This is a genomic window from Paraburkholderia sp. FW306-02-B, assembly GCF_058782725.1.
This window is the reverse complement of sequence record NZ_JBYSXZ010000001.1, coordinates 387913-411616: the sequence shown is the minus strand read 5'-3', so window position 1 is coordinate 411616 and position 23704 is coordinate 387913. Positions and strand designations below refer to the sequence as shown.

Here is a 23704-nt window from a genome sequence, read left to right as displayed (position 1 = left end):
CTCCCGGCCCGCGTCCTGCCGCGCCCCCGGATTGGGGCTACAATAGCGGCACCAAGCAATCCGGGCTTAAAACCCAAGCCGACGCACTGTCCCGCGCGTTCTGCGCGACTCTCGAGGTTCCGTTCATGAGCTCCACCCCGTCCACCGCCGCCCGCCGCGCGAGTCCGCTTCGTTACATCATCATGGCCGTCGTAGCCGCCGCGATCGCCATTGCCGGTTATTTCGCCTTTGCCGGCCAGCAACGCGTGCCCGATGCGACCTTCACCTTGCTGTCCGGCCAGAAAGTCTCGACCGCCGATCTGAAGGGCAAGGTCTACCTCGTCAACTTCTGGGCGACCAGCTGCGACACCTGCATGAAGGAAATGCCGCAGATGGTCCAGACCTATAACCGCTTCAAGGGCAAAGGGCTCGAATTCGTCGCGGTCGCGATGAACTACGACGCGCCGATGTACGTGACGAACTACACGCAAACGCGCCAGTTGCCGTTCAAGGTTGCAATGGACGACGGCTCGGCCGCCAAGCAATTCGGCAACGTCCAGCTCACGCCGACCACCTTCGTGGTCGACAAGGACGGCAAGATTCTCAAGCGTTATGTCGGCGAGCCGCAATTCGCGGAACTCGACCAGTTGTTGGAAAAAGCGCTGAACGCAGCCTGACTGCATGGCGCGTCCTGATCCGGATCGATCCAGACGCGCCGGCGCGCATCGCCTCGCCGCCGGTGCTTCAAACCCTCACCGCTCCCCTTCCCCTTTGGCCGCCAGGCCATATCGCTTGATCTTCTCGTAAAGCGTCGCTTTCCCAAGCTGCAACTTGTCTGCCGCGACCGCGACCACACCGCCGGTCTGCTCCAACGCCTCCGCGATCACCGCGCGCTCGAATTGCTCGACACGCTCTTTGAGCGGTTGCGCCGCTGCATCGTCGTCGGCGAACGACATCACGGGATCGTCGGCGATGCCGAGCACGAAGCGGTCGGCGGCATTGCGCAGCTCGCGCACATTGCCCGGCCAGTCACGCTGCATCAGACTCGCGCGCTGCCGGTCGGTGAGAATCGGCGCGGGACGTTGGTAACGCACCGCTGCGTCCAGCAGGAAGTGCTCGAACAGCGGCACGATGTCCTCGCGCCGCTCGCCTAACGGCGGCAGCGCGATCGTCACCACGTTCAGCCGATACAGCAAGTCGCGCCGGAACGAGCCGTCCGCGACATGTTCGGCCATATCGCCCTTCGCGGCGGCGACCACGCGGCAATCCACGCGGATCGGCTGATTCGAGCCGAGCCGTTCCAGCACGCCGTCCTGCAGAACACGCAGCAGCTTGACCTGCAACGCGAGCGGCATGCTCTCGATTTCGTCGAGAAACAATGTGCCGCCCGACGCGTGTTCGAGCTTGCCGATGCGCCGTTTTGCCGCGCCCGTGAACGCACCCGGTTCGTAGCCGAACATTTCCGACTCGAACATCGGCTCCGGCAGCGCACCGCAATTGACCGCGATAAACGGCTTGTCACGCCGCGGCGACAGTTCGTGCAGGCTGCGCGCAATCAACTCTTTGCCCGCGCCGGTGTCGCCGTTGATCAGCACCGACGCATCGGTCGGTGCAACGTTCGCGATCAGCCGCCGCACCTGCTCGATCGCCGGACTGCGGCCGATGATGCGCGGCGCCACCGTGTTCTGTTCCGCCAGTTCACGGCGCAGCGCGAGGTTTTCCAGCACCAGCGTGCGGCGCTCCAAAGCCCGTCGCACGGTCTCGATCAAACGCTCTGACGCGAACGGCTTCTCGATGAAGTCATACGCGCCGTCGCGCATGGCCTGCACGGCCATCGAAATGTCGCCGTGGCCGGTGACCAGAATCACCGGCACGTCCGGCGCCCGCTCATGGCATTGCGCGAGCAGATCGAGACCGCTCGCGCCCGGCAAGCGGATATCGCTGACGATCACACCGGAGAAATCCGCGCTGATCATCCTGGCCGCGGATTCCGCCGACGCATGGCCGATTACGTCGAACCCCGCCAGTTGCAGGCTCTGCACGCTGGCGCGGCGCACCAGTTCGTCGTCCTCGATATACAGCACTTGCAAGCCGTGGTTCAGCATGTCGTTCTCATCTGATTCAGGAACCCGTCGTGAGCGGGTCCGATGTTTGGCTCGTCCGCACGCGCACGCGGCGCAGCGTCAACACGAATAGTGCACCGCCGCTGGGCGCATTGCGCGCAACCAGCGTGCCGCCGCAATCGCGCGCAATCGACGATGAAATCGCAAGGCCCAGCCCAAGCCCCTGGCCCATTTCCTTGGTCGTGAAGAACGGTTCGAACAGACGCGGCAGCACGTCTTCGGGAATGCCTGGACCGTTATCACGCACGGCGAACGACAAGGTCGTATCCGCGACTTCGACCTCGATCGAAATGCGCCGCGGCGTCATGCCCGCCGTCGAGTCGAGCGCGTTGCCAAGCAGGTTGATCAGCACCTGTTCGAGCCGCAGATCGTCGCAATTCGCGATCAGTTGCGGATGATCGTCGGCGAGAGTCAAAAGCGTGCGTGCGCCGGTCCCGGCATCGAGCAAAGCGAACTCGACTTCGACGCCCTGCAAACGCTGTTGCAGCAGCGCGATGACGTTGCGCAACGCCCGCACGATCGGCGCGCGCGCATTGCGGGGCCGTGCCCGGCCGACGAACAGCTTCAACTGATTGGTGATCTTGCCCATGCGCTCGGTGAGCGCCGCGATCGCTTCGAGATTTTCGCGCGCCGACGCCTGATCGCCGCGTTCAAGCAGCACGCGCGTATTGTCCGAGAAACCGCGCAACGCCGCGAGCGGCTGATTTAATTCGTGCGTGATGCCGGCCGCCATCTGACCGAGCGCGGCGAGCTTGCTGGCCTGAATCAGTTCATCGTGCGCGGCGCGCAGCTCCTGCTCGGCACGCGTGCGTTCAGCCACTTCCTTCTGCAACTGCTCGTTCGCCTGCGACAGATCCGCGGTGCGCTCAGCCACACGCCGGTTCAACTCCGCGTAGGCCTTTTGCAGCAGCGCACGGCTGCGCATGACCTCGCGCACGCGGGCGCGGCGCATTCTCCAGTAGAACGCGAGCAGCACCAGCGATACATAACCGAAACCGGTGACGATGGTCGCGTTGCGCGCGTCGGCGTCGACCGGATCGACAGGCGACATCGTGATCAGATGCCAGTCCGGCTCACCCATGCCGCGCCGCGACGCGAGGTAGCGCGGCGCATAGCGGCCGCCACCAATGCGCACGATCTGCGCATTGCCTTCGAGCGCGCGCTCGATCGTCACCGGCAGCGGCGCGATCGGCTGCTGCGCATACTGACGCGCCTGATAAATCGAGTCGGCCACTTGTCCGGACAGCGGCCGTATCGTGTGATATTTCCACGCCGGCATCGACGACAGAAAAATCACACCGTGATCGTCGGTGACGACGAGCGGCTCGGACGCATCCGCGCCCTGAAACCATTCGAGATCGAGTTTGACCACCGCCACGCCGACGATCTTGCCCGCGCGCCGCACCGGCTGCGAGATGTAGTAACCCGGCGCCTGCGAGATCGTGCCGATGCCGAAGAAGCGGCCCACGCCGCCCTTGATCGCATCGAGAAAATACGGCCGGAACTGATAGCCCGCGCCGATGAAACTGCCCGGCCCGTGCCAGTTGCTCGCGGCGACGCAATAGCCGTCAAGAGGAATGATGTAGGTAACCGTGGCCCGCGCGTGGAGATTGAGGTCTTCGAGATACAGATTGGCGCGCTCGACGTTGGCGGGCGTGGGATTGACCAGCACGTCCTGCACGATCGGATGCTCAGCGAGCAGATAAGGCAGCGACTCGTAGCGCTCCAGCGTGCTTTTCAGCGCGCTGGCAGTGCGATCGACGCGCACCGCGGCGTTGTGCCGCAAATTGTCGATCCCACGCTGCCACGCAATGCTGTAGGTGAGCCCGCACGCCGCCACGAGCCCGGCGACGAGCGCGAAGAGGATCAGCAGGCGGCGCGTCACGTTGGCAAATTCCGATCGATGATGATCGGCTATTGTGGCATAAGGCGAGGTGGCATAAGGCGACGCGCCGTCGGCGGGAGGTTCGGCCGACGGCGCGGTGTGTCGGCGCGCGGCCGCCGGTTTCATACGTTGGCGTCCGCGGCCGCGGTCATGACCCGGCTTAAACGCCAGCCGGCTCTTTGACCGCCACATCGCCGCGCAGCGCGGCGTTCAGCTTCGAGCGATCCAGTTCCTTTTCCCATGCCGACACCACCACCGTCGCCACGCCGTTGCCGACGATGTTGGTCAGCGCGCGGCATTCGCTCATGAAGCGGTCGATGCCGAGAATCAGCACCATGCCCGACAGCGGAATGGTCGGCACCACAGCGAGGGTTGCCGCCAGCGTGATGAAGCCCGCGCCGGTCACGCCGCTCGCGCCCTTCGAGGTCAGCATCGTCACCGCCAGCAGCGTGAGCTGCTGCGTCCACGTGAGGTCGGTGTTGGTGGCCTGGGCGATGAACAGCACGGCCATCGTCATATAGATGTTGGTGCCGTCGAGGTTGAACGAATAACCGGTCGGCACCACGAGGCCCACCACCGAGCGCGAGCAGCCGAGCTTTTCGAGCTTCAGCATCAGTTGCGGCAGCGCGGCTTCCGACGAACTCGTGCCGAGCACGATCAGCATCTCTTCCTTGATGTACGAGACAAAGCGCAGGATGTTGAAGCCCACCGCGCGCGCGATGAGGCCGAGCACAACCACCACGAACACGATCGAAGTCAGATAGAACGTGCCGATCAGCTTGAGCATCGGCAGCAGCGAGCCGATGCCGTACTTGCCGATCGTGAAGGCCATCGCGCCGAACGCGCCGATCGGCGCCAGCTTCGTGATGATGCGCACGATGCCGAACAGCACGTGCGAGAGGCCGTCGATGAAGTTCGTCACGACCTTGCCCTTCTCACCCGCCGTTGCCAGCACCGCGCCGAACAGCAACGCGACCAGCAGGATCTGCAGGATTTCGCCTTGCGCGAACGCCGACGAGATCGTGTCAGGAATGATGTGCATCAGGAAGTCGACCGTGGTCTGGCCGTGCGCCTTGGCGGCGTACGAAGCGACCGCCTTGCCGTCGAGCGTGGCCGGATCGATGTTGAAGCCGACACCCGGTTTGAGCACGTGCGTGGCGATCAGGCCGAGCACCAGCGCGAAGGTCGAAACGATTTCGAAGTACAGCAGCGCCTTGCCGCCGACGCGCCCGACCTTCTTCATGTCTTCCATGCCGGCGATGCCCGTCACCACCGTACAGAAGATGATCGGCCCGATCACCATCTTGATCAGCTTGATGAAGCCGTCGCCGAGCGGCTTCATGTCGACGGCGAGGTTCGGGTAGTAGTGTCCGAGCGCGATGCCGATGATGATCGCCACGATCACCTGGACGTACAGCACTTTGTGGATAGGTTTCTTCACGATGTTTCCTGCGATGTGGATGAGCTCATGGCCTGCCACGCTGCGCATCATGCGAACGAATGATCGTCACGCCTGTGCACGGCATTAGGCCGCGACAAGACGACGAATTCAGAGATACCGGGAAGGGAAATCAGACATCGTTGTCTCCTTGCTTTAGTTGTCGGACCGTTGCGGCCGCGCGATCTATTTCGCAAGGTCGATGCCAGCTTGAAGCGAGCTCGCACGCTTTGATTTATATAGGTTTTTTGGCTTATTACTACGCTCGCCGTCCGGAATTCCGGAAATCCGGACGAGGGCTGTCGGGGAATCCGGAATGCATCGAGGCAGCGACCTCGGGAAAACCCGGAGGGCTTTTCAGCAGCACCCTTCGCTCGAGAAAAGCGCCGTCTGTTGGTGTTTGCTGGTTCTTATGCGCCGCCTTCTTCAAGCACCAGCAGGTTCTCATGCGAGAAACCCAGCGACACCGGCTGACCCCGTTCCGGCAAACCGCGATTCGGGTCGTTGAACACGTCGAGTGAAATGACCGCGTCCTTCACGCGTGTTCGGATGCGCACCACAGCACCGAGGAAATTCACCTCTTCGACGGTTGCATTCAGCGTGTTGCGGCCGGGCGCGGCCGGCTCCAGCACGATCGCCTCGGGCCGCAGCGCGAGCAGACGCTTTTTGCCGGCGTCGTCCAGCGGCAGTTCCTGCGTGGTCGTCAGCTCCTGGCCGTCGACGGCCATCTTGCCGGTGGCCGGATCCACCACGTGTCCCGCCAGGATGTTCAGCGTGCCGACGAATGAAGCAACAAAGCGCGTACGCGGATAGTTATAGATCTCCGAAGGCGAGCCGATCTGTTCGACGCGGCCTTCGTTCATCACGACGATGCGGTCTGAAATCGACAACGCCTCTTCCTGATCGTGCGTGACGAAAATCGACGTGATGCCGAGTTCGCGTTGCAACGCGCGAATGTCCTGCCGCAGCGAAATGCGGATCTTCGCGTCGAGCGCGGAGAGCGGTTCGTCGAGCAGCAGCACCTGCGGCTTGCCAGCCAGCGCGCGCGCCAATGCCACGCGTTGCTGCTGACCGCCCGACAGTTGCCACGGATAACGCTCGCCGAGATGCGGCAGCTTGATCAGCTGCAGCATTTCTTCGACGCGCTTTTTGATCTCCGCCTGCGGACGATGCGTAATCTTCAGCCCAAAGCCGATGTTGTCGGCCACCGTCATATTCGGAAACAGCGCATACGACTGAAACACCATGCCGACCTTGCGCTGCCGCGTACGCAGATGCGTGACGTCCTTGCTATCTAACCGGATGATGCCGCGCGTCGGCGTTTCGAAGCCGGCGATCATCCGCAATACCGTGGTCTTGCCGCAACCGGACGGTCCAAGAAAGGTGATGAACTCGCCGCGTTCGATCTGCATGTCGAAGTGATGCAGCGCCGTGTTCGCCCCGAACGACTTATGCAGATTTTCGATCTCTAGAAAAGCCATGATTCGCTGCCTCAGTCCGTCAAATTTTCTGGCCGCTAAGCGCGCGGGCCGAGCCGAATACCTGGATCAAACCCATCGATGCCCACGTAATCACGAACGCGATGATCGCAAGCGCCGACGGTTCATACGCGCGGTTCGCACCGATCAATTGTAGATACGGTCCGAACGCGGGCCGGTCGAGCAGACTCGCCAGCGTGAATTCGCCGATCACCACGGCAAAGGTGAGAAACGCGCCGGACAGAATGCCGGAGCGGATATTCGGAAAAATCACCTTGAAGAGAATCGTCGGCCAGTTCGCACCGAGACACTCCGCGGCCTCGGTCAGCGAACGCACGTCGACCGCGCGCAAACCGGCATCCACCGCGCGGTACATGTACGGCAGCGATAGTGTCACGTAGCCGAGCACCAGCAATACGTCGGTCGCGCGTTCGTTGCTGGTGAGCGGCAGAATCGAACTGCTGTTATAAATGCGCAGATACCCGAACACGATCACGATCGCCGGAACCACCAGCGGCAACAGCGTGATGAATTCGACCACCGGCCGCAGCTTCGGCAGCCGCAATTGCACCCAGTACGCAGTCGGCACCACCAGCAGCACGCCGACGATGATCGTCAGCACCGCCATCAGGATCGAATAGCCGAACGAGGCCTGAAAACGCGAATCGGCCAGCACGACGCTATACGCCTCGAAGCTATACGTGCCGCGCTTCATCCGCAGGCTGAATTCGAACGTCGCGATCAACGGAATCAGGAAGTACAGCGAACCGACGATCATTGCGGTCCACGCACCCACACGCGATTGGCTTTTCATCGACGCCCCCTTTCCGCGCGTGAACGCAACCAGATATAGCCGCCGTTCGACAGGCCGGTCACGAGAACCATGCCGAGCGCGAGCGCGTAGCCGAGGTTCTGGTTGTGCATCACATCGCCGCGAATCTGCGCGTACAGCAGGATCGTGACGATGTTCAGCGAACTGCCGGTCAGCGCATAAGCGGTGGCGACCGCGCCGAACGAATTGGCGAACAGCAGCAAGGTGGCGCCGAGCACGCTCGGCCACAGCACCGGCAACGCAACGTAGCGCCAGTATTGATACGACGTGCCGCCGAGACAATCGCAGGCTTCGCGCCATTCGCGCTTCAGGCCGTCGAGCGCGGGCGTGACGATCAGCACCATTAACGGAATCTGGAAGTACAGGTAGGTCAGCGTCAAACCGGAGAAGCTCAACACGCTGAAGCCCGTCGAATACAGATTGAAGCCGAGGTATTTCTTCAGCAACACGGTGACGAGACCGACGCGCCCCAATGTGCAGATGAAGGCGAACGCGAGCGGCACGCCGGCAAAATTCGACGCGACGCCGGAGAACGTCATCAAGGTCGGACGAATCCAGCCGGGCAGCTTGCCTTGTACCGCCGCCCACGCGAGCAGCGAACCGATCACCGCGCCGCCGAGCGCGGAAGCGGCGCTCACCTTGAAGCTGATCCAGTAAGCGTCGAGTATGCCCGGCTGGAGCAGGTCGCGAAAATTGGCGAGCGTGAAGTGGCCTTGCGAATCCTGAAACGCGCCGACCATCAGAAAACCAGTCGGCAAAATCAGGAACAACAGCGCGAAGGTGAAGAACGGCAGCACGCCGATCCAGTTCAGGAACTGCGACGCGCGGCCCGGACCGTCGACGCGAGGCGTTGGCGTGGGCACAGGCGGAACCAGCAATTCCGGCTGCACCGATCCAGCATCCGATGAAGCGCTCATAGCTTACCCTTGGGGCTTTCTGGCTAACGCCGGGCGCGCCGCTCAACTGAAGCGGCGCGCCACCGGCAAAACTGCATGCGGCGGATTGAAGTAGCGTTGCCTCGTTTACTTCACGTTCGCGCCGACCGCTTCGTCCCAATGCTTCGTGATGGTGTCCTTGTAAGCATCCTGTTGGGACAGCGTCGGGAACACCACATTCTTGTATGCCGAAGGCGGCGGTAGTTTGTCGAGCACCGGTTGCGGGACCTTCTTCGCGGCAACCATTTCGTTATAGCGCATCGGATGGCAATAGCCAGTCAGCCAGCCGATCTGGCCTTCGTCCGAATACAGATATTCCATCCATAGCTTGGCTGCGTTCGGATGCGGTGCATAGGCGCTGATCGCCTGGACGTAGACGCCGCCGACGACACCCGTTTTCGGAATCACCACCTGCACCTTCGGATTGCCCTTCAGCGTGTCGCGATCGGCCAGCGCGTTGTAGTCCCAGCGCACGACGATCGGCGTGGTGCCCTGCGCGAGCGACGCGGCCTTGCCGATCACCGGCACGAAGTTGCCGCTCTTGTTCAGATCGGCAAAGAATTTGAGGCCGGCTTTGTCGGCCTTGCTCACATCGCCCTTGCTCTGTGAGAGGCCCGCGGCGAACACGCCCTGGATTGCCTGGTTGGCCGAGCGCGGATCGCCTGCCAGCGAAACGGCGTTCTTATAGTCTGACTTGAGCAGATCGCTCCAGTCGGCCGGCACCTTGTCGATCATGTCGGCATTTACTTCGAACGAAAGCACGCCATAGTAATCGCCGTACCAGTAGCCGTCGGCATCTTTCGAGTCATTGGGAATCGACTTCCACGTCGCCACCTTGTAGGGCTGCAGCAGACCTTCCGCCTTTGCGCTCGGACCGAAAGACAAACCCACGTCGATCACGTCAGGCGCTTGCGGGCCTTTATTGCCCTTGTTCGCCTTGATGGCTTCGATTTCGTCGCCCGAACCCGCATCCGGATTCAGTTCGTTGACTTTGATACCGTATTTCTTCTGAAAACCGGCGACCAGCTGACCGTAGTTGCACCAGTCGTGCGGCAAGGCGATCACAGTCAGTTGACCCTCCTGTTTGGCAGCTGCGATCAGTGTGTCGAGCGGCGCAGCCGAGGCGCTGCTTACGCCTGCTGCGGCAACACCCGCAGCGGCGGACATCGAAAGTAAACGTGCTAACGCGGTGCGGTTCATAGTCTTCCCCATCCTCTGCCGAAATTGCTACGTTTGGAAAATTTCTAATTCGAGTTTTGTGGGCGCGCGCTTGTGCTCCTGCTCGCTCGCCCCATGCTCAGCCCGGGTTCGCCGGTGCGGAAAACATGTCGTGTTCCAGTCTATCGATACGATCTGTACAAATCATGTCGACGCCCCACTGCGCGAGCAACCGCGCGCGCTCCGGGTCGTTCACCGTGTAGGCCAGCACGCGCAATCCGGCCGCATGGATCTCGGCGACCAACGGTTCGCTCAGATGCCGGTGACTCGCGTGCAACGACACGCAGTCCAACTCACGCACGATGCGCAGCCAGTCCGCCGGCACATCTTCGAACAGCATGCCGCGCCGCAATAAGGGCGCCGCATCGCGCGCAGCGGCTAGCGCGTCGAACGAAAACGATGAAAGCAGTGGCGGCGTCTGCGCTTGCCAAAGCGTCAGCGCGCCGCTTGCCACCAGACGCCCGGTGATCTCGTCGCGGCCCGGACACGGTTTGATTTCGATGTTGGCGGCGATGCCTTCGCGCGCACAACGCTCGGCCGCTTCGGCGAGCGTCGGCAGGCGCGTGCCCGCGAATTGCGGCCCGTACCAGGCGCCCGCGTCGAGCCCAGCCAGTGAGTGCCACGTGTGTTCTGCCGCGGCGCCGTGGCCGTTGGTGGTGCGCTTCAGCGTGTCGTCATGCAACAGAAAGGGCTGGTTGTCGGCGGAGAGCTTGGCGTCGAATTCAACCATCCGGTAGCCGTAGCGTACGCACGCGTCGAAACCGGCGAGCGTGTTCTCCGGCGCCAGCGTGCCGCCGCAGCGATGCGCGATCAGCCGCGGATACGGCCAGTCTGCGGATATAGCGCGATTAATCCCGTTTCCCACGTCTCGTTACCTTCAAGATAGAGCGCGTTAATGTGCTCTCGACACGCTTTTAACTGCCACCGCCGCCATCACGAACGCCGTTTCGCGCAGCCCTCACGCTCGAGCCCCGCGCGTAGTATCGCGCTAACGGGTGACGCTGCGATAGTACGCCGCACGGCCAATACTTCAATGGCGCGGGCATCCGCACTCATCGTCAGGATGACGAACCGTACAGCGTTCCAGCAGCGCCACGTGCACCGGCGAATCGTTCGTCCGAGGAATGCCACGATCCATTATGGCAACGAGGCGGGTCAATCAAATTGCCAAAAAACGCCGCAAAATGCTCGAAACAGGACATTTCAATTCCTTCTCGAACATTTCGCGTTCGAAATAGGCGCGGCGCTTCGATTTGCGAAGGCTAAAGTTAAATACACAAACTTGCAAGCTGCCAAAAAAATACAACAAAATCGGCTAAAGTAGTACGCTTGACATCGTCCGGACACACATCCGTGCCAACGATGTCGCAGTCAAAACAAAGCCGTGTGAACGCGCGTTCGCCTCCAAGGAAAAATGCATGTGGCAGGAAGACCGTCATCAGAGAATTCGCGCGTTGCTGTCGACGCTTCAACGCGTGTCGACCGAACGCATCATGGCGGACCTCGGCGTGTCGCGCGAAACAGTGCGGCGCGACCTGCTCGATCTGGAAGCACTCGGTGAGTTGCGGCGCGTGCACGGCGGCGCGATCAAACCCGCGGACGAAGCGCCGATCGCCGAGCGTGCGCACACGCGCGTCAAATCGAAGACAGCGATCGCCAAGGCGGCCACCGGGTTGATTACCAGTGGCCAGACGCTTTTTATCGACGCCGGCACCACCACCGCGGCGCTAGCCGAGGAACTGGCGAAACTGGCGAACCTGACGATCGTCACCAATTCGATCGACGTCGCACTGAAAATGCGCGGCGCCGTCGAGCAAACCGAAGCGGCCAACGAAGTCATCCTGCTGGGCGGCTCGATCAGCGATCGCGCGATGGCGACCACCGGCGCCACCACCGTGCTCGACATCCAGCGCTATCGTGCGGACATAGCGCTGCTCTCGCCGGTAGGAATCGATCACCGGCACGGCGCGACCAACTACGATCACGGCGAAACCGAAGTGGCGCGCGCCATGGTCGCCAACGCGGACCGCGTCGTGATCCTCGCCGACTACAGCAAGATCGGCCAGCGCAGCCGGATTTCGTACTGTCCGGTCGATCGCATAGACGTGCTGATCACCAACAAAAAGGCGGCCGAAGCCGCCGACTTTGCATCGCTGAAGAGGAAGCTGGAAGAGATCGTTCTGGCTTAGTGCTTCGTGTAAGTTGCGTGTGGTTCGCTCATAAACGGCGCTTGCGACCCATAGCCGGGCAGCCGCCTATTCCTTCACGTGCATCGTGTCGAGCACGCGCTTGCGCAAGCGCGTGGCGTGCAGCGCGCCGGCTGCGTCGAGTACCGGATAGGCCGTCGCGCAGAACAGCGAATTGAGCCGCTTCATGTCGCTGATCAGATCCAGATGCAGCGCGCTGGTCTCGATGCTGCGCAAGCTTTGCCCCGCGAGCCGGTCCAGATGCTTGTACGAATACGCGCGCTCCAGATCGCGAAAACGTTCCTTCTCCGCCAGCAAGCGCTCCGCGCAACGCAGATCGTTGTTCAGAAACACGGATAGCCCGAGTTGCAGATTGGTGACGAGACGCGTCTGCAAATCGTCCAGTTCGCCGAGCCCTTCCTCGGAGAACGACAAACGATGCGCGATCTTCTTCTCCTCGATATCGCTCACGATCCGCTCGATGATGTCGCCCGCATGCTCCAGGTTGATCGTCAGCGAAATGATGTCGGTCCAGCGGCGGCTATCGGCCTCGTCGAGCTGCTCTCGGGAGATCAGCGTCAGATAGCTTTTGACCGCGGCGTAGAGTTCGTCCACGTCGTCGTCCATGCGAACCGTTTCGCGCGCTGTGTCGAGATTGTTGTGATGGATCAGCTCCGCGACGTTGTTGAGCATGGAGCTCACGATGTCACCGATGCGCAGCACCTCGCGAGCGGCATGCGCGAGCGCGAGAGTCGGCGTGGAAAGCGCGGCGGCATCCAGATGCAGTGGCCGCAGTTCGCCGTTCGGCTGCGGCCGGTCCGACAACATGCGCGTGCAAATGCGTGCCACCGGATCGATCAGCGACAGGCACGCACAGCAACGCAGCGTGTTGTAGATCAGGTGAAAACCGACCACCGCTTCGCGCGGATTCGCGATCAGCACCGGCAGAGCGCGCGCGAGCAGCGGTGCGAACGGCAGGATCAGCAGCGCACCGGCCAGCTTGAACGCAAGACTGCCCAACGCCAGACGCCGCGCCGCCGCGTTCTGCGCGACAGTACCGATCAGCGCCAGCAAGCCGCTGCCGAGGTTCGCGCCGATCACAAGACACAACGCCACCTTCAACGAGATCACGCCGGACGACGCGAGCGTCGCGGTCAGCAATACCGCCGCGAGGCTCGAATAGGAGAGCATGGCGAACGCCGCGCCGACCAGCGCATCGAGCATCGTGTCGCCGGTCAGCGCGCCGAACATCACGCGCACGCCGGCGGCTTGCATCATCGGCTGGGCGGCTTCGACGATCAGATGCAGCGCCAGCAGGATCAAGCCAAGCCCGATTAGCGTGCGGCCGACCTGGCCGAGGCGGGTCTGCTTGCGCGATAGAAAGAGTGGCACACCGAACAGAATCAGGATCGGCGACAGCCATGACAAATCGAGTGTCAGCAGCCGCGCCATCAACGCGGTGCCGACGTCGGCGCCGAGCATGATCGCAAGGCCGCTGGTAAGCGGCAAGAGACCCTGCGCCGCAAACGACGTGACGATCACCGCGGTTGCATTGCTGCTTTGCACGAGGCTCGTTACGCCGACACCCGAGAGAAAGGCCCGCCAGCGGCTGCTGGTGCTGCGCCCGAGCGCGCTGCGCAGGTCGGTGCCGAGTACCCGCAGGATGCCGGTGCGGACGATGTGCGACCCCCATACGAGCAGCGCCACACCGGCCAGAAGGTTAAGGAGAATCAGCATAAAGCACTACGCATTCCGTTCCTGCTGCCATGACCCGAACCGCATGCCGCGCGAACCGGCACCCGGGGCGTATGACCGTAGTGTTGCACATTTTTGCCTTATTGTAATTTTGTGCTTTTAAATATACGCTCGCGCAAAGCTGTGGACTGCTGTGCCCTAGCGGAATCGTTAGCCCAGCAGTCCGCTCTATCACTTGATGCCGAGGAATTTCAATGAGCCGCAACCTTGCGCTGTTCGATTTGGACCACACGCTGCTGCCGCTCGACAGCGATCAGGCGTGGGCGCATTTCATCGCTGGATTGGGTATAGAAGGCGCTGCGCGGCACGCTGGGGAAATCGACAGCTACTACCGGCAGTATGTGGCTGGCACGCTCGATATGACTGCCTATCTGAACTACACGTTAGCGCCACTCGCCCGCCATTCGCGCGAACAGCTCGACGCGTGGCATGCCCAGTTCATGCAGGATGTGATTACGCCGGCAATCCTGCCGGCAGCGCGCGAGTTGGTGCAACGTCATGTCGAAGCAGGCGACTTGTGCTGTATCGTCACCGCCACCAACGTCTTCATCACGACGCCGATCGGCCGGGCGCTCGGCTTCGAACATCTGCTCGGGATCGAACTCGGCACTGAAGGCGACGATCCTCTGGCGCGCTATACGGGGACCGCAGTCGGCGTGCCCACTTTTCGCGAAGGCAAGATCACGCGCACCGAGAATTGGCTGGCCTCGCTCGGCCATCGCTTGCAGGATTTTCCGCAAAGTTACTTCTATAGCGACTCGATCAACGACATACCCTTAATGGAATGTGTCACGCATCCGGTCGCGACCAATCCCGACCCGCGCTTGCGCGCCATCGCCACGGAACGGGGCTGGCCGGTGATAGACCTGTTTGCCTGAGTCTCCCTAAGGTGATTTGCCTGAGCGCGTGCCGTGGGCCGCGCTTAGGCCACGCTACGGTTAAACCCGTCCTTTCCACGGCACCAGCCGCCGCTCCAGCGCCCGCATGCCGAGATCGAACAGCCACGCGATCAGTCCGATCAGCACGATGCCCATCACCACCACATCGGTACGCAGAAAGCTCGATGCGTTGAGCACCATCTGACCGAGTCCCGCGGTAGCGGCGACCATCTCGGCAGCGACCAGGGTGGTCCAGCCGAAGCCGATCGCGATACGCAGGCCGGTCAGAATCTCCGGCAACGCCGCCGGCAAGACCACGTAGCGCACGATCTGCGCGAAGCGGCCACCGAGAGAATACGCCGCATGAATCTGCTCGATGGTCGCACTGCGTACACCGGCACGCGCGGCCATCGCGATCGGCGCGAAGCAGGCGAGATAGATCACGACGATCTTCGCCGTCTCGTCGATCCCGAACCAGATCACCACCAGCGGCAGATACGCGAGCGGCGGCAGCGGCCGGTAGAACTCCAGCGGCGGATCGAGCAAGCCGCGCGCGACCCGGCTCACGCCCATCAGGATGCCGATCGGCACTGCGGTGAGCGCAGCCAGTGCGAACGCGCCGAACACGCGCAGCGCGCTCCATGCGAGGTGCTGGGCGAGCGGCAAGCCGCCTTGAATACGTCCGTGCCACGCGTCCAGAAACGCGGCCCAAACGGCCTCCGGCGTCGGCAGAAACAACGGCGGCAGCCAGTGCAGATGCGTGGCGAGCCACCACAGCGCCGCGAGCGTGGTCACCGAGACTGCGCTCAATGCCGCGGTTGGGCCTTCGCCCGGCAAGCGCCAGCCGCTTACCGGCCGCGCCTTTTTCCGTGGCGGCTCGTCCGCCTGGGCCAGCGGCAGATTGCCTAATGATTCACGCGAAGCCGTCATGACGCCACCTCTTCCTGATTCCGTTCATGCAGGCGTCGCACCAGCCGCTCCCGCCATTCGATGAAATCCGGCGACGACTTCACCGCGCGGGCATCGCGTGTCTCGAGAAAACGTTGCGCGAACGGCAGGTCGAAGCTGTCGGCGATGCGTCCTGGGCCCGGCGTCATCACGACGAGACGAGTCGCCAGAAACAGCGCCTCTTCGACGCTGTGCGTAATGAAAAACACCGTCTTACGCGTGCGCCCCCAGACGTCCAGCACGAGCTCCTGCATCGACTCGCGCGTCATTGCGTCGAGTGCGCCCATCGGCTCATCCATCAACAGGACTTGTGGATCGCTCGCCAGCGCGCGTGCAATGCCGACGCGCTGCTGCATACCGCCGGACAGCGCGTAGACCCGCGAGCGCGCGTGCTGTTCGAGCCCGACAAGCGCCAGCATCCGCCGTGCAATGCGCTCGCGCTCCGCCTTCGGCACGCGCTGAAAGCGCAATCCGAGCGCCACGTTTTCGAGCACGTCGAGCCACGGCATCAACGCGTACTTCTGAAATACGACGCCGCGATCCGCGTCCGGCCCGCGCACCGGTTCGCCGTTCAGCCGCACTTCGCCCCCGGTCGGCTGAATAAAGCCTGCGATGCAGTTCAGCAAGGTCGTCTTGCCGCATCCCGATGCACCCAGCGCGACGACGAACTCGCCCGGTTCGATGCGCAGATCGACATCGGCGAGCGCGCGGTGCGGCGCCGCACCGCGCACACCTTCGTAAGCAACCTGCAATCGCCGGATCTCAAGACCGCTCATCGCCGAACCTCATGATGCTGGTGGAAGACCTTGCGAAGCGATCAATGTGCCGCGCGCTGCACGAACTGTGGATCGACACCGGTCGAGTAGTCGGCCAGCACGTTCTGAATCGTGCCCTGCGTCTTCAGAAACGCAGCGGTGGCAGCCAGCGATTTCGCCGCGCCAGATTGCGCGCCGCCACCCAGCCATGTATTCGAAGCCTGCTGCGCCGGCGTCGGGAACGCGTACAACGCGAGGCTCGCCGGCACCTCCTGCGCGGTGGCGCCGGACTCCTTCGCAACGGCTTCGACCTGCGGCGAAGTCGCGGTCCATGCCGACGCGTGATCGCGATAGTTCGCATCGGTCGCGGCCAGCACCTTCACGAAACGCGCGACAAACTCTGCGTTCTGACTGGCGAACTTACGGTCGACGACGAAGCCATCGAAGGTCGCCTTGCCGGTTTGCTGTGCAACCTGCCCCGACGTGATCAGTACCTTGCCGGTCTTCTTCACCTTCGCCAGCACCGGGTCCCAGATGTAGGTCGCGTCGATGTCGCCGCGCTCCCACGCGGCCGCGACTTCAGGCGGGCGCAGGTTGACGATCTTCACGTCGGACGGATTCACGCCGGCATTCCGCAGCGCGACCAGCGTATGAAAGTGCGAGGTCGACACGAACGGCACGCCGATCTTTTTGCCCTTCAGACCTGCGACGCTCGTCACGTTGGAACCGTCGCGCGCAACCAGCGCTTCCGCGTCGTTGATGTTGTCGAGAATCCAGAACAGCGAAATATCGACGCCTTGCGACAGCCCTGCCGCGATCGGGCTCGACCCAGCCTCGCCGAGTTGCACCGAACCGGAGGCCAGGGCGCGGATCACGTCGGCGCCGCTGCCGAGCTTGCGATAGGTGACCTTATAGCCAGTGGCTTTCTCGACTTCGCCGGTAGCCTGCGCATAGCGCCAGGGCACGACCATGTCCTGATACGCGATCACGACTTCTTTGGTATCGGCATGTGCGGTGCCGGCAAACGGCGCGGACAGTGCGAGCAGCGCAGTGAATGCGGCGAGCGGGCGGAGGAAGCGATTCATCGAGAAGCCCCTTTAGTGTGTGTTGTCTGGGAGGCTTTCGACTATAGGGAGTTTGTCCGCGCCCGGTTCTAATTAATCCGCGTTTGCTAATCACGCTGTTCGAGCATTGCTTTTCGCGTTGAGTTGGGTAGGTGCGACTGTTGCTGCGTGCAGCGGATTGGCTCTAGCGGATGATCGGGGTGCAACTCCACCGCCCCAACGCGGCACCTCGCCCTAAAAAAACAAAACCCGCAACAAGTGCGGGCTTTGCATTTTCAAACTACCAGCTAGCCAATCCGTTCAGACCACCCCAGCTCCATGCGCCTGCAAATCAGCGTGGTAGCTCGAGCGAACCATCGCGCCAACGGCGGCGTGCGTGAAGCCCATCTTGTACGCTTCTTCTTCGTACATCTTGAACGTGTCAGGATGCACATAGGAGCGCACCGGCAGATGATGCTCCGACGGTTGCAGATATTGGCCGATCGTCAGCATATCCACGTCGTGCTCGCGCAGATCGCGCATCACCTGCAAAATTTCTTCTTCGATTTCGCCAAGGCCGACCATCAAGCCGGACTTCGTTGCAACGTTCGGATGAAGCGCCTTGAAGTCCTTCAGCAGCTTCAGCGAATGCGCGTAATCCGAACCCGGACGCGCTTCCTTGTACAGACGCGGCACCGTTTCGAGGTTGTGATTCATTACGTCAGGCGGTGCGGCGTTCAGAATGCCGATCGCGCGATCCAGGCGGCCGCGGAAATCCGGCGTCAGAATTTCGATGCGCGTCTCAGGCGACAGTTCACGGGTCTGACGAATACATTCCACGAAGTGAGCCGCGCCGCCGTCGCGCAGATCGTCACGGTCCACGCTCGTGATCACCACATACTTCAGCTTCAACGCTGCGATGGTGCGAGCGAGGTTGCCCGGCTCGTCCACATCGAGCGGATCGGGGCGGCCGTGGCCGACGTCGCAGAACGGGCAGCGGCGCGTGCACTTGTCGCCCATGATCATGAAGGTCGCGGTGCCCTTGCCGAAGCATTCGCCGATGTTCGGGCAGCTCGCTTCCTCGCACACCGTGTGCAGGTTGTGCTCGCGCAAAATCTGCTTGATCTCGTAGAAGCGCGAATTGCCGGTGGCCGCTTTGACGCGGATCCAGTCCGGTTTCTTCAGCTTTTCGATCGGGACGATCTTGATCGGAATGCGGGCGGTCTTCGCTTGCGCTTTCTGCTTGGCGGTAGCGTCGTAAGCCGTGGCAGCAGCCGGCACGGTATCAGGAGCGGGAGAGGCTGCGAGGTTCGCGGTAACGTCAGTCATTCTTTCGGTCCAGTCAGGCGGTGAGAGCACCGGCCTGCGGTTGGGCGACGGCCGCAGGACTGCCGTCGAGGTTTGCGGTGAGGCATGCAGCAAAGGTTCGGGCCACTTCGTCCCAGCCGGCAGCGACGCCCAGCGTCGCCATATCGACTGTTTCGAGCCCCGCGTAGCCGCATGGATTGATAGCCAGAAACGGCCGCAGATCCATCTTCACATTCAGGCTGACGCCGTGATAGCTGCAGCCGTTGCGGATTTTCAGACCCAGCGCGGCGATCTTGGCGCCAGCGTGCAGCCGGGCGTCCGGCCCGGGCGCCACATAGATGCCAGGGGCGCCCGCCTTGCGTTCTCCGGCGAGATTATACGCCGCAAGGGTGTCGATCACGGCCTGCTCGATCCGCGAGACCATCTCGCGCACCATCAGCTTGCGGCGGCGCAGATCGAGCAGCAGATAGGCAACCACCTGGCCGGGCCCGTGATACGTGATCTGCCCGCCGCGATCGACTTTGACAAGCGGAATGCCGCTGTCGGCGGCCAGCAGATGCGCCGGATCGCCGGCCTGGCCGAGCGTGAAGACGGGGGGGTGTTCGACCAGCCAGATTTCGTCGGGGGTGTCGGCGGTGCGCTCGTCGGTGAACGCGCGCATCGCGTCGAAACTGGCTTCATAAGGTTCGCTGCCCCGCCAGCGCAGCGTGAGCGGCGCCGTGGCGGGCAGTGGAGACGGGGAAACCGGGGTGGCACACATGATGGCGCCAGTTTACCGAAATCCGGCCATCCCCGCCGGAAGCGCTCACGGCGCCGTGCCCGCCACCGTGGCGCCGCCTGTGCTCAAACTGTGCGCCAGCCGCCGCGCATCCGCGCCGCCAGCCGTTCGCCGACCCGCGCGAACCAGTTCAGCGCACGCTCGTCGCAACGCGTCGGTACCGAAAACGCCACCCTCGCCTGCGTGTTGCCCTCGGCGCTCAGCCACAGGCGCTCGCCGCGCCGCAGCCGCAGTGTGTGGCCGGGCTGCAGCCAGTAGTCTTCGGTATCGTCGCTGCGTGTTACCCATACGGCGCCGCCGTGCACGACCAGCTTGGTGCTACGGGCCACTTTCATCGGAATAGTTTCGCCGGTGCGGATTTCAAACGCGATGCTAGAGGAAATTTCTCGCATGATGCCCTCGCCAAAATTCGTTTCATGGCTACAATCGTAGGCGTAGCAAGGGTTTACGCAAAACGATCTATTTTCACCTCTATGTGAGAAATATTGCGATGGACCTCCGGCAATTGCCCCCACTGAACGCCATCAAGGCTTTCGAAGCCGCCGCCCGTCACGAGAGCTTCTCGCGCGCGGCCGACGAACTGTTCGTCACGCACGGCGCCGTCAGCCACCAGATCCGGGCGCTGGAGGCGGAGCTGGGTGTCGCGCTGTTCGCCCGCGACGGCAAACGCGTGCGGCTCACCGAGACCGGCCGGCGCTATGCGACGCACGTCCGCACCGCGCTGATGGCGCTCGCCGACGCCACCCGCGAAATCCGCGCCGGCGACCGCGAGCGGCGCCTGGTCGTGTCGATGCTGTCGTCGTTCGCGGCGCGCTGGGTGACGCCGCGGATCGGCAGCTTTATCGAGGCGCATCCGCAGTGGGACCTCGAACTGCTGTCCACCAACGCGCTAACGGACTTCGCGCGCGACGACGTCGACGTGGCGATCCGCTTCGGCTTTGGCAAATATTCGGGGTTGCACGCGGAGTTACTGCTGGAGGAGATCTTCTTTCCGGCCTGCGCGCCGAATTTCAACGGCGGCAAGCTGCCGCAAACTCCCGCCGATCTGGCCAAAGTCCCGCTGCTGCGTTCCGACGACGAACTCTGGCGCCCCTGGTTCGACGCTGCCGGCCTCACCGACTGGCCGGAGCCGAAGCGCGGGGTGCTGTATCAGGACTCGTCGAATTTGCTGCAGGCGGCCATCGACGGCCAAGGGGTCGCGCTCACGCGCCGCTCGCTGGCAATGCACGAGATCGCGGCGGGCCGCCTCGTGCGGCTATTCGACGTGGACGGTCCAAGCCCGTGGCAGTACTACTTCATCTGCCCGCCGCAAATGCTCGAAACCGCGCGGGTCAAAGCATTCCACGACTGGGTATTCGACGAAGTGGGACGGTTCAAACAGCTTTTCGACCGGGCTTGCGCGGCGGGACCCGCGGCAAGCGCCGATCGTACGGCGGACGCATTGCGCGCCACGCCTTGAGTGCAATCAAAATCGTCCGACCTCAAAGCACCACTTTCACCATCGGATGCCCGGTGAGGGCGCGATAGATGTCGTCGAGATGCGCGCGGCTCGTTGCGCGCACCGTTACCGTCAAACCGGTGTAATTGCCGCCGCTGGACGGCCGCGTTTCGACCCGCGTGCCGTCGACTTCGTTATCGAACTGCCGAACCACCGAGACAATCGTTTCGGCGAACTCGGGATGCGATTTGCCCATGATCTTGATCGGGAACTCGCAGGGAAACTCAAACAGTGACTCGTTCTCGGGACTCATTCTCTACTCCTTGCTGCGCCTCTTGCGCTTCCTTCGCCTTGGCACGCTGATAGGCGGCGTATAGCGCCGCATACACCGCGCCCGGCTTGCCGTCGCCAACCGGCTGGCCATCGAGTTGCGTGACCGGCAGCACTTCCTTGGTGGCTGAGCTGACCAGAATCTCATCGGCCGCGCGCAGTTCGGCTTCGGCGATCTCCCGCGCCTCGAAGCGGATGCCGCATTCGCTCGTCAATTCCTCGATCAAGCCGTAGCGAATACCTTCGAGAATCTTGTGGCTGCGCGGCGGCGCGGACAACACGCCATCCTTCACCATCCAGATATTCGACGACGAACCTTCAGTCAGCATGCCGTCGCGAAACTGGATCGTTTCGAACGCGCCATTTTCAGCCGCGTACTGCGCCATCAGCACATTGCCGAGCAGCGACACCGATTTGATGTCGCAATTCAGCCAGCGACGGTCTTCGGCGCTCACACAACGCACGCCTTGTGCGCGCTGCGCGGCGCCCGGCAAAGTCAGCGGGCTGATCATCACGAATACGGTCGGCTGGATGCCGACCGGAAACGCATGACCGCGTTTCGCGACCCCGCGTGTCACCTGAACGTAAGCGATCGCGTCCTGATCGGCGCGCAAGCCGGCATCCGCCTCGTTGGCCGCGACTACACGCTCGATCAACGCGCGCCAGCCGGCGTCGTCGAACGGATTGACGATGCCGATCTTGTCGAGCGAACGCGCGAGACGCGCCAGATGCTGCGCGAAGCGAAACGGCGTGCGGCCGCCGGCGTGCGCATACAGCGGCGCGACTTCGTAAATGCCGTCGCCGAAGATAAAGCCGCGGTCGAGAACCGGCACGCGCGCTTCGGACACCGGCACCAGCTCGCCGTTCAGATAGACAATCGGGTCGTGCGGAACATCGGAAACAGCGGTCATCGGTGTCAGGCTCTTACTTCTTCTTGTTGAACATCAGCATCAGCGAATCCCACACGCGGCCCACCACGCCGGCTTGCTGCACGGCTTGCAACGCGACCACCGGGAATTGCGCCAGCACCTTGCCGTCGGCGACCAGCTTCACGGTGCCGACCTGCTGACCGTTGGCGATCGGTGCGATCAGCGGATCGATCTGCTCGACCTGCGGCTTCACCTTGTCGCCCATGCCCTTCGGCACGGTGATGTACTGATCGCCCTTCACGCCGATCTGCACGGTGTCCTGCGCGCCCTTGTAGACACGCGGCGTGCCGACCACCTGTGCCGCCTTGTACAGACGCACCGTGTCATACGCGGTGTAGCCGTAGTTCAGCATCTTCAGGCTGTCCTGCACGCGGTCGTGTTCCTTGACCTCGCCCATCATCACCGAGACGAGACGGCGCGACGCGTCGTTCGCGCCCGGCAGCGGACGCTTGGCGCTCGCGATCAGGCAGTAACCGGCGGCTTGCGTGTGGCCGGTCTTCAGACCGTCCACCGACGGATCGATCCACAGCAGACGATTGCGGTTCGGCTGCTTGATCTTGTTGTACGTGAATTCCTTGACCGAGAAGATGTTGTAGTAGTCGGGGAAATCACGAATCAGACGCGCCGACAGGATCGCGAGGTCGCCCGCGGTCGTGTAATGCTGCGGGTCGGGCATGCCGTTCACATCGGCGAAATGCGTGTTCTTCATGCCGAGACGCTGGGCTTCGGTGTTCATCATGCTGACGAACTGCGCCTCGCTGCCGCCGACCAGTTCCGCCAGTGCGATCGCCGCGTCGTTACCCGACTGGACGATCATGCCGTAGACCAGATCGTGCACGGTCACCGGCTTGTTCGCCTCGATGAACATGCGCGATTCGTCCGTGCGCACGCGGCGTACCCCTTCGCTCGGCATCACCGTCTGTTCCATCGTGATCTTCTTCGTCTGCAGTGCTTCGAAGACGAGGTACGCGGTCATCAGCTTGGTCAGCGATGCCGGTTCGACGCGCTCGTCGGCATTGCCGGACGCGAGCACCTGATTGCTGGTCGCGTCGACGAGCACCCACGAACGCGCGTTCACCGCCGGCGACGGCACTTGCGCGAACGCCGTGCTGGCAACGAGTGTTGCCGGCAACACGATGCCGAGGGTCACGGCACGGCTAAGCGTATGGGGAACGAAGGAAGCAACTGAGGGGAATAACGTGCGGCCGGAGGTGGAAAAACGCATAGGGTCGATTCGTGCAGAAAAATGCATCGCGCGCAGGGCGCATAGTTTGGAAGAGCCGGTCGGCGAGCGCCTGGCCGTGTAAAACACGGCGCGGCGCCCGTTGGACCTCCGGCCACGCGATCGGTTCGCGCAGCACGACCGCATCCGGCACCGCTGCGCGCGCATGGTGCTACGCGTCGCGCGAACCGCCGGGTGGGCTGTGCTGCGCCCAAAAAAGAGCGCTCATTATACGCGCGCTATCCT

At 62.8% G+C, this 23704-nt stretch carries 22 protein-coding genes; 4 read left to right on the top strand and 18 right to left on the bottom strand.

Going from position 1 to position 23704, the window contains the following annotated elements; all coding sequences use genetic code 11:
- The first annotated feature begins 125 nt into the window (after positions 1-125).
- Entirely contained in the window at positions 126-656 is a 531-nt protein-coding gene (locus AC3WOG_RS01795) for a TlpA disulfide reductase family protein (protein ID WP_341313362.1), read from the top strand.
- Positions 657-731: 75 nt separating this feature from the next.
- Here AC3WOG_RS01795 and AC3WOG_RS01790 read toward each other — a convergent pair whose 3' ends face one another.
- The 8 genes from AC3WOG_RS01790 to ugpQ all read right to left on the bottom strand — a co-directional run bounded on the left by AC3WOG_RS01790 (position 732) and on the right by ugpQ (position 10753).
- Positions 732-2084, bottom strand: coding sequence for a sigma-54-dependent transcriptional regulator (locus AC3WOG_RS01790; protein ID WP_492576381.1), 1353 nt, complete (start codon positions 2082-2084; stop codon positions 732-734).
- Between the two features lie 16 nt (positions 2085-2100).
- Positions 2101-4113, bottom strand: coding sequence for a sensor histidine kinase (locus tag AC3WOG_RS01785; protein WP_492576380.1), 2013 nt, complete (start codon positions 4111-4113; stop codon positions 2101-2103).
- Between the two features lie 34 nt (positions 4114-4147).
- On the bottom strand, positions 4148-5428 hold the full coding sequence (locus tag AC3WOG_RS01780; RefSeq protein ID WP_492576379.1) for a dicarboxylate/amino acid:cation symporter: 1281 nt from the start codon (positions 5426-5428) through the stop codon (positions 4148-4150).
- A gap of 407 nt (positions 5429-5835) precedes the next feature.
- A complete protein-coding gene (locus tag AC3WOG_RS01775; protein WP_492576377.1) occupies positions 5836-6906 on the bottom strand; it encodes an ABC transporter ATP-binding protein in 1071 nt (356 codons plus the stop codon).
- A 19-nt stretch (positions 6907-6925) separates the two neighbouring features.
- The gene (locus tag AC3WOG_RS01770) at positions 6926-7717 is read right to left on the bottom strand and encodes an ABC transporter permease (protein ID WP_492576376.1); all 792 of its coding nucleotides are present in this window, start codon (positions 7715-7717) and stop codon (positions 6926-6928) included.
- Complete coding sequence (locus AC3WOG_RS01765) at positions 7714-8652, bottom strand: ABC transporter permease (RefSeq protein ID WP_492576375.1); 939 nt, start codon at positions 8650-8652, stop codon at positions 7714-7716. Before AC3WOG_RS01765 ends, AC3WOG_RS01770 begins: the two co-directional genes overlap by 4 nt.
- Before the next feature lie 105 nt (positions 8653-8757).
- Positions 8758-9870, bottom strand: a complete 1113-nt coding sequence (locus AC3WOG_RS01760; protein ID WP_492576374.1) for an ABC transporter substrate-binding protein — start codon at positions 9868-9870, stop codon at positions 8758-8760.
- Positions 9871-9967: 97 nt separating this feature from the next.
- Entirely contained in the window at positions 9968-10753 is a 786-nt protein-coding gene (gene ugpQ, locus AC3WOG_RS01755; RefSeq protein ID WP_492576373.1) for a glycerophosphodiester phosphodiesterase, read from the bottom strand.
- 553 nt (positions 10754-11306) lie between these two features.
- On the opposite strand from ugpQ, the gene AC3WOG_RS01750 reads away from it, so the two are divergent.
- Positions 11307-12077: a DeoR/GlpR family DNA-binding transcription regulator gene (locus AC3WOG_RS01750; RefSeq protein WP_492576372.1), complete on the top strand. Its 771-nt coding sequence runs from the start codon at positions 11307-11309 to the stop codon at positions 12075-12077.
- 66 nt (positions 12078-12143) lie between these two features.
- Here AC3WOG_RS01750 and AC3WOG_RS01745 read toward each other — a convergent pair whose 3' ends face one another.
- On the bottom strand, positions 12144-13811 hold the full coding sequence (locus AC3WOG_RS01745; protein WP_492576371.1) for a Na/Pi cotransporter family protein: 1668 nt from the start codon (positions 13809-13811) through the stop codon (positions 12144-12146).
- A gap of 212 nt (positions 13812-14023) precedes the next feature.
- On the opposite strand from AC3WOG_RS01745, the gene AC3WOG_RS01740 reads away from it, so the two are divergent.
- The gene (locus AC3WOG_RS01740; RefSeq protein WP_492576370.1) at positions 14024-14707 is read left to right on the top strand and encodes a histidinol-phosphatase; all 684 of its coding nucleotides are present in this window, start codon (positions 14024-14026) and stop codon (positions 14705-14707) included.
- 60 nt (positions 14708-14767) lie between these two features.
- Here AC3WOG_RS01740 and AC3WOG_RS01735 read toward each other — a convergent pair whose 3' ends face one another.
- The 6 genes from AC3WOG_RS01735 to AC3WOG_RS01710 form a co-directional block, all read right to left on the bottom strand.
- A complete protein-coding gene (locus AC3WOG_RS01735) occupies positions 14768-15637 on the bottom strand; it encodes an ABC transporter permease subunit (RefSeq protein ID WP_492576369.1) in 870 nt (289 codons plus the stop codon).
- Positions 15634-16431 carry a taurine ABC transporter ATP-binding protein gene (locus AC3WOG_RS01730; RefSeq protein ID WP_492576368.1) on the bottom strand — a complete coding sequence of 266 codons (798 nt, stop codon included), beginning with the start codon at positions 16429-16431 and terminating at the stop codon, positions 15634-15636. The genes AC3WOG_RS01735 and AC3WOG_RS01730 overlap by 4 nt, the downstream gene beginning before the upstream one ends.
- Before the next feature lie 41 nt (positions 16432-16472).
- Positions 16473-17495, bottom strand: coding sequence for a taurine ABC transporter substrate-binding protein (tauA, locus tag AC3WOG_RS01725; RefSeq protein WP_492576367.1), 1023 nt, complete (start codon positions 17493-17495; stop codon positions 16473-16475).
- Between the two features lie 279 nt (positions 17496-17774).
- Entirely contained in the window at positions 17775-18782 is a 1008-nt protein-coding gene (gene lipA / locus AC3WOG_RS01720; protein WP_492576366.1) for a lipoyl synthase, read from the bottom strand.
- A 13-nt stretch (positions 18783-18795) separates the two neighbouring features.
- Positions 18796-19521 carry a lipoyl(octanoyl) transferase LipB gene (gene lipB / locus AC3WOG_RS01715; protein ID WP_492576365.1) on the bottom strand — a complete coding sequence of 242 codons (726 nt, stop codon included), beginning with the start codon at positions 19519-19521 and terminating at the stop codon, positions 18796-18798.
- Between the two features lie 83 nt (positions 19522-19604).
- Positions 19605-19931, bottom strand: coding sequence for a DUF2917 domain-containing protein (locus AC3WOG_RS01710; protein WP_492576364.1), 327 nt, complete (start codon positions 19929-19931; stop codon positions 19605-19607).
- Between the two features lie 98 nt (positions 19932-20029).
- On the opposite strand from AC3WOG_RS01710, the gene AC3WOG_RS01705 reads away from it, so the two are divergent.
- Positions 20030-20998 (top strand): transcriptional regulator GcvA, encoded by a 969-nt coding sequence (locus AC3WOG_RS01705; protein ID WP_492576362.1) that lies wholly within the window; start codon positions 20030-20032, stop codon positions 20996-20998.
- Between the two features lie 22 nt (positions 20999-21020).
- Here the strand turns inward: AC3WOG_RS01705 and AC3WOG_RS01700 are convergent, their stop codons facing one another.
- Genes AC3WOG_RS01700 through AC3WOG_RS01690 form a run of 3 tightly spaced genes read right to left on the bottom strand, consistent with a single transcriptional unit; the run spans position 21021 to position 23461 of the window.
- Positions 21021-21290: a DUF493 family protein gene (locus AC3WOG_RS01700; RefSeq protein ID WP_492576360.1), complete on the bottom strand. Its 270-nt coding sequence runs from the start codon at positions 21288-21290 to the stop codon at positions 21021-21023.
- Positions 21262-22218, bottom strand: coding sequence for a D-amino acid aminotransferase (locus tag AC3WOG_RS01695; protein WP_492576359.1), 957 nt, complete (start codon positions 22216-22218; stop codon positions 21262-21264). Before AC3WOG_RS01695 ends, AC3WOG_RS01700 begins: the two co-directional genes overlap by 29 nt.
- Before the next feature lie 13 nt (positions 22219-22231).
- Positions 22232-23461: a D-alanyl-D-alanine carboxypeptidase family protein gene (locus tag AC3WOG_RS01690; RefSeq protein ID WP_492576358.1), complete on the bottom strand. Its 1230-nt coding sequence runs from the start codon at positions 23459-23461 to the stop codon at positions 22232-22234.
- Positions 23462-23704: the final 243 nt, after the last annotated feature.